The 9,465-nt window shown below is 30.8% G+C and carries 8 protein-coding genes; 6 read left to right on the top strand and 2 right to left on the bottom strand.

All coding sequences use genetic code 11. From position 1 onward, the window contains the following. The first annotated feature begins 317 nt into the window (after positions 1 to 317). Positions 318 to 863: an NADH peroxidase gene (locus tag OIO11_RS14020; RefSeq protein ID WP_268072067.1), complete on the top strand. Its 546-nt coding sequence runs from the start codon at positions 318 to 320 to the stop codon at positions 861 to 863. A 120-nt stretch (positions 864 to 983) separates the two neighbouring features. On the opposite strand, the gene OIO11_RS14025 is transcribed toward OIO11_RS14020, so the two are convergent. After that, positions 984 to 1,331, bottom strand: coding sequence for a hypothetical protein (locus OIO11_RS14025; RefSeq protein ID WP_268072068.1), 348 nt, complete (start codon positions 1,329 to 1,331; stop codon positions 984 to 986). Between the two features lie 44 nt (positions 1,332 to 1,375). After that, positions 1,376 to 2,749: a PLP-dependent cysteine synthase family protein gene (locus OIO11_RS14030; RefSeq protein ID WP_268072069.1), complete on the bottom strand. Its 1,374-nt coding sequence runs from the start codon at positions 2,747 to 2,749 to the stop codon at positions 1,376 to 1,378. Positions 2,750 to 3,241: 492 nt separating this feature from the next. Here OIO11_RS14030 and OIO11_RS14035 point away from each other — a divergent pair, with 492 nt between their 5' ends. From OIO11_RS14035 to radA, 5 genes are all read left to right on the top strand, one after another. Continuing rightward, positions 3,242 to 3,700 carry a CtsR family transcriptional regulator gene (locus OIO11_RS14035; protein ID WP_268072070.1) on the top strand — a complete coding sequence of 153 codons (459 nt, stop codon included), beginning with the start codon at positions 3,242 to 3,244 and terminating at the stop codon, positions 3,698 to 3,700. A gap of 31 nt (positions 3,701 to 3,731) precedes the next feature. Further along, complete coding sequence (locus OIO11_RS14040; RefSeq protein WP_268072071.1) at positions 3,732 to 4,262, top strand: UvrB/UvrC motif-containing protein; 531 nt, start codon at positions 3,732 to 3,734, stop codon at positions 4,260 to 4,262. Positions 4,263 to 4,277: 15 nt separating this feature from the next. Then, the gene (locus tag OIO11_RS14045) at positions 4,278 to 5,312 is read left to right on the top strand and encodes a protein arginine kinase (protein WP_268072072.1); all 1,035 of its coding nucleotides are present in this window, start codon (positions 4,278 to 4,280) and stop codon (positions 5,310 to 5,312) included. A 20-nt stretch (positions 5,313 to 5,332) separates the two neighbouring features. Beyond that, positions 5,333 to 7,777 (top strand): ATP-dependent Clp protease ATP-binding subunit, encoded by a 2,445-nt coding sequence (locus OIO11_RS14050; RefSeq protein ID WP_268072073.1) that lies wholly within the window; start codon positions 5,333 to 5,335, stop codon positions 7,775 to 7,777. 188 nt (positions 7,778 to 7,965) lie between these two features. Continuing rightward, the gene (gene radA, locus OIO11_RS14055) at positions 7,966 to 9,324 is read left to right on the top strand and encodes a DNA repair protein RadA (RefSeq protein WP_268072074.1); all 1,359 of its coding nucleotides are present in this window, start codon (positions 7,966 to 7,968) and stop codon (positions 9,322 to 9,324) included. Positions 9,325 to 9,465: the final 141 nt, after the last annotated feature.

A 9,465-nucleotide genomic window follows, 5' to 3' on the forward strand; every position in this document is an offset into this window, starting at 1 on the left:
ATCTATGTTTTTTTATAATCTCCTAGGGAAGATTTTAAAAATTCTCACCTATATGTCGATATATTAAATACAATATTCTGAAAAATGCAATTAGAATACAGGTAACACATGGATAAGAAGTAATACGTAGATAATGAAAGTATATAAGAGTTAAATTAATATAATTGCCAATAATCAAAAAAGAATAAATTGCCAAAGACTAAAAATTATTATATAGTATATGTATAGTAATTAATAATTAATATTAACAAATAAAAATTATTGAAATTGAAAGAAAAATACAAGATAAATATATTAAAATTAGGAGGAATATAATTATGAAAAAATTTGTTTGTACAGTATGTGGATATGTTCATGAAGGAATAGAGGCACCAGAATTTTGCCCGCAATGTAAAGCAGCAAAGGATAAATTTATAGAAAAAAAAGAAGATGACAATTTACAATGGGCAGATGAGCATAGAATTGGAGTAGCTAAAGATGTAGATCCTGAAGTTCTAGAAGGATTAAGAGCTAACTTTGTTGGAGAATGTACAGAAGTTGGTATGTACTTAGCAATGAGCAGACAAGCGGATAGAGAAGGATTCCCAGAAATTGCTGAAGCATATAAGAGAATAGCTTTTGAAGAAGCAGAACATGCTGCTAAATTTGCTGAACTTTTAGGAGAAGTAGTAACAGACAGTACTAAGAAAAACTTAGAAATGAGAGTAGAAGCAGAACATGGTGCTTGTCAAGGAAAGAAAGAGCTTGCTACACTTGCTAAAAAATTAAATTATGATGCAATTCATGATACAGTACATGAAATGTGTAAAGATGAAGCTAGACATGGTTCAGCATTTAGAGGATTATTAAAAAGATTCTTTTAATAATAACTAATATAGTATAATATGTTTTATAATTAAACTAAAAATGAGTAAACCCGTATTGAAGAATACGGGTTTACTCATAAAATAAAACCACAGCTTTAATAACTGTGGTTTTGAATTTTAATTGATTGTATAACTCAGCATGCAAAGTATAAACCCGCTAATTGCCATGAAAGTCATGAATTTTAAAGATGAATCTCTTAATCTAAAATCGTCTTTTGTATTTTCAAAGGAAGTTCTGTGGCCAGAACTTCGAGCTTGCAAATACTTAGCATTACCCATAAAAGCTGAACTGCCAAGATTACTTAAAAGACCTATAAGCATATAGGCAAGACCTGCAAACATTAAGGTTTTATTTAAGTTATAACTTTTAAAGTGGCTTATACCAGAACATATTATAAAAGTTAGGAGTATTAAAATAAACATTTTTAAAATACTTTTTAATAAGGATTCAAAAAAATTCTTCATAAGTTATCACCTGAAATCATAGTTTTAAATTTGCTGTATTTTTATTATAGCATATGTTCATTTCTAATTTGCTGGATTTTCTGATTATATTCTTTAATTTTTGAATATTCTTTATCCCAGAAACTCATATTTTTCATAGAGTTCAAGTATTCTTGTGAGTGACCAAATTGAAGCCAAATTTGTTCTTTTTGTTTATATAATCTTTCCTTCGATTCGTCACTTCTAAAATCATATATTTCTTTTGTATCTTGATTTAAAAATACAGATTTTATCCAATGTTTTACTACATAATCATTGTCAGATTTAAATTCTTTATTTAACTTTTCAAGAACGGAACCATATCTGTCAAAGCCATCTGTTGCTATTGTTACAATATTATCCTCAGGACCTAAATTCAGATGCTTAGCCATTTTTATTGATGCTAGAAGGTTACATATTCCAGAAGGACCAAAAAGATTTTGCATGTATTGAGTTAGGTTACTGCTAAGGCCTAATTGCTGAAGAACTTTTCCAAAATCATGGATAAGCTTAAAACCTAACATAGCATCTTTTTCTTTAACACAGGCTATATAATCAGTATTTAACACATTATGGACCAAAGTACACATTTTATCGCCGATACCTTCAATTCTATGTTGTCCTCTACCACCATTTGCAAGAGTTGAACATTCATAAGGCTCTACAGCTGCAACAAAGCATTCAGGAAATATTTTTTTGATTTCATCTCCAGCTGCTAAGGTTCCACCAGAACCGGGAGCAGAGCAGAAACACGCTATTTTACCATTTCCAACACCTTTGGCAGCCGCGATTGCAGAATTTCCTGTAACATATCTATGGAATCTATAGTTGGAAAAAAGTTCGAATTGAGCTAATACTCTATAGCTTGGATTATTTTTAGCTAAATCATAGGTTTTTTGTAGAGTTAGTATGATATCTGATTCACTACTTGGGGTTAGAAAAAGCTTTGCACCATATTTTTTTATTCGTTCATGTCTTTCTATACTCATGTTTTCAGGCATAATTACTATAGAGTCATATCCCATAAGTTTGCATATATAAGCTGCTCCTATACCAAAATTTCCTGTGGAGGGAGCTAAAATACTGTGTTGCTTTGGTATCATATTTCCCTTAATATAGCTTTCAATTAAAGTTGCATAAGCAGGTCCAACTTTATGAGAACCAGATGGAAAGTCATTTCCAAGTAAAACGATTATATTAGCCTCAACTCCAGTAATTTCTTTTGGAAGGACTAGTTTTCTAACCTTGTTGTTTTCATCCTTCCATGTAATGTTAAATAAATTTATAGGATTGAATTCATCATTTTTAAATGATTCTATAGCTTTTTTCCTAATAGTTTTGTCTACTTTTTCAGGGTAAAGCATTTCTTCATATGTGGCATAGTAAGTCATATTTTCCATAAACACTCCTCCAGAGCAATCAAAAATATTTAATTATTATTTATATTATAAACAAATCTTTGTTTTGGTATGATTAGAGTTTTCGTTCTTACTAAAGTGTATTCTTTTAAACTATGCTGGGTGACTAATATGATAATAGTACAATTACGAAAAAACAGTTAATTGCAGTCGTGTAATTATATACCTATTTAATACGAGTATATGATAACATACAGAAGAATAATAATTAATTATAAGATGAATGTAATATGATAAAAGAAAAATGTAAATTCTATATGTGATTTTCTAGAAATAAATGATGGTATGAAATTTAAAATATCAAGAAATAATTAGAAATACTAAGAAAAATAAAGATAAATAAAGATAAATCCAAATATATTCTTAATAATCTGATTAATAAAAAAAATTAAGAATTGAACAAAAGACTTGTTAGTAATATTATAAAAGTAAGATAAAGGTCAAAGAAAGACAAAGTCAATAAGAGGTGAGAAAATGCCAAGACTTTCAGACGTTATAGAAGAATTTATAAAAGAACTTTTAGATGAAACTGGAGAAAGTGAGCTTGAAATAGGAAGAAATGAGCTGGCAAATCATTTTAGCTGTGCTCCTTCACAGATTAATTATGTTTTAACTACTAGATTTTCAACAGAAAGCGGATACTATGTTGAAAGTAGAAGAGGTGGGGGGGGATATATTAAGATAAGAAAAATACAGTATGAAAACAATGAACCCTTAAGAAAAGTTATTAATGAAAAAATAGGAGATAATATTACTTATAATACTTCAAAGATTATTATTCAGGGATTAGTTGATAGAAAAATAATAACTCCTAAAGAAGCTAACATAATGATAGCAGCAATAAATGATAGGAGCTTACCAGTACCTCCGCAAAACAAAAATAACGTAAGAGCAGAAATTTTAAAAGCAATGCTCAGGGTTATATTATTATAAGTTAGTAAAAATATCAAAATGGGGTGATTTTATGATATGTGATGTTTGTAAAAAAAATGAAGCTACTATTCATATAACAAAGATAATTAATGGAGTTAAGCAAGAAATGAATTTATGTGCAGAATGTGCTGGCAAAAGCGAGGAATTTAATATTGTACCTAATATGGATATGATGTCTCCGTTTTCATTTCAGAATATGTTAAGTGGTCTTATGGACTATGTAAATATAACTTCTAAAAATAATAAGCCTGCACAGTTGGTTTGTAAAAACTGTGGAGCAAACTATATGGAATTTAAAGAAAAGGGGCTTTTAGGCTGTAGCCAGTGTTATGAAAATTTTAAACCCACTATTATGTCAGTAATAAAAGGTGTTCAGGGCAATGGTGAACATGTTGGTAAAATACCTAGAAAATCAGGCAGAGATTTAGTTCAGAAAAAGAAAATTGTAAAGCTAAAGGAAGAACTTCAAAAAGCTATTGCTATGGAAGAATATGAAAGAGCAGCAGAACTTAGAGATGAAATAAGAAAAATAGAAAAAGATAAACTTAAGAATGATAAGTAGAATGGGGGTGGCATAATGAAAAATTGGTTAGAAGCTAAAAGTGAAAATAATGATGTTGTAATAAGCAGTAGAATAAGACTTGCAAGAAATCTTAAAGATATTCCATTTCCTAATAAGCTTAGTGAAAATGATGCAAAGGATATTGTCAAAAAGGTTGAAGATGCTTTTTATTCAGTACCTTATATGGAAGAACAATATAAGACAATTTATTTGTGGCAGAGTGATGATATATCCAATATGGCTCATTTAGAAAAACATTTGATAAGCAAAAAACTTGTAAGTAATAAGTATGAAGCTGCATTTATACTGGGAAAGGATGAAACTGTTAGTATTATGCTAAATGAGGAGGATCATATAAGGCTTCAAAGCATAACTGGAGGATTAAATCTAAAGGAAGCTTATGATTATACAAATAAATTAGATGATTTGCTTGAAGAAAAACTTGATTATGCTTTTGATGAAAAACTTGGTTACTTGACTGCATGTCCAACTAACTTAGGAACAGGACTTAGAGCATCTGTTATGATTCATTTACCTGCCCTTACTATGAATAAAGAGATAGCAGGATTGCTAAAAGGATTGACTCAGGTTGGAATGACAATAAGAGGGCTATTTGGTGAAGGATCACAGGGAGATGGTAATATATATCAAATTTCAAATCAAGTTACACTAGGGCTTAGTGAAGAAGAAATCATAACTAATTTGACTGGAGTAATAAATCAAATAATTAATCAAGAAAAACTTACTAGGGACAGGATTTTAAGCAAAAAGAAGTATGAATTAGAGGATAAAATATTCAGGTCATCAGGAATATTGAAATCAGCAATTATTCTTAATTCTAAAGAAGCATTAAATTTACTTTCTAATGTAAGATTAGGTGTAGAAATGGGAATAATTAAAGATGTTGATAAAACTATACTTAATAAACTTCTTGTAGACATTCAGCCAGCTACTATACAAAAAAACTCTAAAGAAATACTTACTGATAAGCAGAGAGATTTAAAAAGAGCGGAACTTGTTAAAGAAAGTTTAAAAATAATAAATTTATAAGCTGAGGAGGTGCATTAAATATGATGTTTGGAAGATTTAGTGAAAGAGCACAAAAGGTATTATACTACGCTCAAGAGGCGGCTCAATCATTTAAACACGGTTATGTTGGAACAGAACATATATTACTTGGAATTTTGAAAGAAAATGATGGAGCAGGAAAGAAATTATTAAACGAAAATAACATAACTGAAGAGAAAGTAAGAGAACTAATTGAGGAATATGAAGGCAAAGGTGAAATGAATTTATATAGAAATGAAATTCCACTAACACCTAGGACTAAAAGACTACTGGAGTTAAGCTTACTTGAAGCTAGAAAGGTAAATAACAACTATATTACACCGGAGCATATTTTATTAGCATTAATAGGAGAATCAGAAGGTGTTGCATATACCATCTTAAGTAATTTAGGATTAAATTTTGAAAAAATACAAAAGGAATTAGTAAAGGACTTTAATCCAGAAGATCAACAAGCTGGCATTGCTCAAACTAAGGCAAAGGTAAATAATAATACTCCAACGTTAGATCAGTATGGAAGAGATTTAACTAGTATGGCAGCGGAGGAAAAACTTGATCCTGTTATTGGAAGAGATAAAGAAACTGAAAGAGTACTTGAAATTCTTTGTAGAAGAATTAAGAATAATCCATGCTTGATCGGTGATCCAGGGGTAGGTAAAACTGCTATTGCAGAAGGACTTGCACAGAGAATAGTAAGTGGTAACATTCCAGAAATATTAAAAAATAAACGTGTTGTAACTCTAGATCTTTCTTCAATGATTGCAGGCTCAAAGTACAGAGGAGAATTTGAAGAGAGACTTAAAAAGGTTATGGAGGAGATAAATAAAGTTGGAAATGTAATATTATTTATTGATGAAATCCATACAATGATTGGCGCAGGTGGAGCAGAAGGTGCTATAGATGCATCAAATATTCTAAAACCGTCTCTTGCAAGAGGAGAAATACAGTGCATAGGAGCAACAACCATAGATGAATACAGGAAATATATAGAAAAGGATTCAGCTCTAGAGAGAAGATTCCAGCCTGTAACAGTAGGTGAGCCAACTAAGGAAGAATCAGTTCTTATTTTAAAAGGTTTGAGAGATAAGTATGAAGCACATCATTCAGTTAAGATTACAGATGAGGCGATAGAAGCTGCTGTAAATTTATCAGATAGATATATTACAGATAGATATCTTCCAGATAAGGCTATAGATTTAATTGATGAGGCTGGAGCAAAGGTAAGAATTCATAATTTAACAGCACCACCAGACCTTAAAAATTTAGAGGAAGAACTAGAGAAAACTAAGGGAGAAAAAGAGGATGCTATAAGAGTTCAGGATTTTGAAAAAGCAGCAAGTCTTAGAGATAAAGAAAAAGAATTAAAAGAAGAATTAGATAGTTTCAAAAATGACTGGAAAAAACAAAATCAAGTTTCAACTCAGGTTGTTGGTGAAGAACAGATTGCAGAGGTAGTTGCTAAATGGACTAATGTTCCAGTTGAGAAGCTTACAGAAACGGAATCACAAAGATTACTTAAATTAGAAGAAATTCTTCATAACAGAGTTGTAGGTCAGGATGAGGCAGTAAAGTCAATTTCAAGAGCTGTAAGACGTGCTAGAGTGGGACTAAAAGATCCTAAGAGACCAATAGGGTCATTCATATTCTTAGGCCCTACAGGAATAGGAAAAACTGAGCTTTCTAAGGCTTTAGCAGAGGCAATGTTTGGCGATGAAAACAATATAATTAGAATTGATATGTCTGAATATATGGAAAAACACGCTGTATCAAGACTTATAGGTTCACCTCCTGGATATATAGGGTATGATGAAGGAGGACAGCTAACAGAGAAAGTTAGACGTAATCCTTACTCAGTAGTTTTGTTTGATGAAATTGAAAAAGCTCATCCAGATGTATTTAATGTTTTACTTCAAATCTTAGAAGATGGAAGACTTACAGATGGAAGAGGAAAAACTGTAGACTTTAAGAATACTATAATTATAATGACGTCTAATGTTGGGGCATCTACAATTAAAAAACAAAAATCACTTGGTTTCTCTGTATCAGAAGAGGAAAGTGAAAGTGAATATGAAAAAATGAAGGAAAATATTATGGCAGAACTTAAAAACTCATTTAGACCAGAATTCTTAAATAGGATAGATGACATAATAGTATTCCATGCTCTTCAAGAGAAGGATTTAAAACAAATAGTTAAGTATATGTTAAGGGAAGTATCCAATAGATTAAAGGTTCAAGATATTAATCTTGAATTTGATGAAGAGTCAGAAAAATTACTAACAAAAGAAGGATTTGATCCGACTTATGGAGCTAGACCACTTAGACGTATAATTACTAAAGCTGTAGAGGATAGACTATCAGAAGAAATTTTAAGAGGAAACGTTAAAAAAGGTGATAGGATCAGAGCTACAGTTAAGGATAAAAAGCTAGTGTTTTTGGGAACAAATAATTAATAAAATGAAGTGTACTGTAAAGCCAGTAGAAACAGCATATGCTGTACTGCTGGCTTTATGAATTTAATTTTAAATTCACATTTCTATAATTAATGTAAATTTTTATAAAAAAAGTTTTGCATTTAATACAAATTTATTTTATTATGTTGTATAATATTGTTTTGTATGATGGAATAGGAGTGATAAATATGGCAAGGAATAAAAATGTATTTATATGCCAAGAATGTGGATATGAAGCTCCTAAGTGGTTTGGAAAATGCCCAGGCTGCGGCACTTGGAATAGTATGGTAGAAGAAAGAAAAGAAGAACCAGTTGTAAGTAGAAGTGTAGGTATTAGTACAAACAATAAGCCAGAGAGTATATTAAATATAAAGTCTGGAGAATTTGAAAGGTATGATACTGGTCTTAAGGAGTTAAATAGAGTATTAGGAGGAGGTCTAGTTAAAGGTTCTCTAACTCTAATATCAGGCGCTCCTGGAATAGGGAAATCTACAATATTATTACAAACCGCAAATAATATTGCACATAAAATAGGTAGAGTATTATATGTATCTGGAGAGGAATCAGGTGAACAAATAAAAATTAGGGGAGACCGGATAGGAAATATTTCTTCACAATTATTCATTCTTTCAGAAACTAACTTAGAAATTATAGAACAGCATATTGATAGTATGAATCCAGCATTTGTAATTATTGACTCAGTTCAAACTTTATTCAAGCCTTCAATAACATCAGCTCCGGGAAGTGTATCTCAAGTTAGAGAATGTTCAAATGAGCTTATGAGAATTGCGAAAACTAAAAACATACCTCTATTTATAGTTGCACATGTTACTAAACAGGGGGAACTTGCAGGACCAAGAGTGTTAGAGCATATGGTTGACACAGTACTTTCTTTTGAAGGCGAGAGAACCCAGGAATTTAGAATACTTAGAACTTTAAAGAATCGTTTTGGTACTACAAGTGAAATTGGAGTTTTTGAAATGAGGCAGGAAGGTCTTAAAGAAATATCAAATCCCTCCGAAGTATTTCTAGAAGAAACAAATTTTAATTCAGAGGGTTCTGTGGTTATAGGTATAATGGAAGGAACACGTCCAATACTAGTAGAAATTCAAGCTTTGGTAAGTGAAACTAAAGCTGTTATGCCTAGAAGAACAGCAGTTGGAGTTGATAATGCAAGACTAAATTTAATTTTGGCTGTTTTAGAAAAAAAGCTAAAAATACCTTTTTATAATTGTGATGTTTATGTCAATGTAGTAGGTGGACTAAATATAGAAGGAACTTTCGGAGATTTAGGGCTGGCACTTGCATTAATATCTAGTGCTAAAGGAAAGAATTTTAAGTTAAATAAGATGTTGGTTTTTGGAGAAGTTGGACTTACAGGTGAAGTAAGACCCATTTCTTTTTGTGACAGATTAGTAAATGAAGGTATAAAAATGGGGTTCGAAAACATAGTTATACCATCTAGAAATAGAGAAAAAATTACTAACAAAAGTGAAAAGATAATAGGTGTTTCATCTTTAAAAGAGGCAGTAAATAAAGTATTTTGATAACAAATATAAGTTAGATGATTGCAGAATTTAAAAATTAAAAATGTGGATAACTTTTAAAAATTCACTTGAAACTGTTCAAAAAAAGGTACAACAAAAAGCCTTTTGATAAAAAGGTATGCGTAGCATGTAAGCTTAAAT

The sequence above is a fragment of the Clostridium sp. ZS2-4 genome (assembly GCF_026719745.1).
Taxonomy (GTDB): domain Bacteria; phylum Bacillota; class Clostridia; order Clostridiales; family Clostridiaceae; genus Clostridium_H.

What these genes read in the sequence shown, in the direction of transcription:
- OIO11_RS14020 (WP_268072067.1), top strand. Translation starts at nt 318, where the DNA reads ATGAAAAAATTTGTTTGTACAGTATGTGGATATGTTCATGAAGGAATA.
- OIO11_RS14025 (WP_268072068.1), bottom strand. Translation starts at nt 1,331, where the DNA reads ATGAAGAATTTTTTTGAATCCTTATTAAAAAGTATTTTAAAAATGTTT.
- OIO11_RS14030 (WP_268072069.1), bottom strand. Translation starts at nt 2,749, where the DNA reads ATGGAAAATATGACTTACTATGCCACATATGAAGAAATGCTTTACCCT.
- OIO11_RS14035 (WP_268072070.1), top strand. Translation starts at nt 3,242, where the DNA reads ATGCCAAGACTTTCAGACGTTATAGAAGAATTTATAAAAGAACTTTTA.
- OIO11_RS14040 (WP_268072071.1), top strand. Translation starts at nt 3,732, where the DNA reads ATGATATGTGATGTTTGTAAAAAAAATGAAGCTACTATTCATATAACA.
- OIO11_RS14045 (WP_268072072.1), top strand. Translation starts at nt 4,278, where the DNA reads ATGAAAAATTGGTTAGAAGCTAAAAGTGAAAATAATGATGTTGTAATA.
- OIO11_RS14050 (WP_268072073.1), top strand. Translation starts at nt 5,333, where the DNA reads ATGATGTTTGGAAGATTTAGTGAAAGAGCACAAAAGGTATTATACTAC.
- radA (WP_268072074.1), top strand. Translation starts at nt 7,966, where the DNA reads ATGGCAAGGAATAAAAATGTATTTATATGCCAAGAATGTGGATATGAA.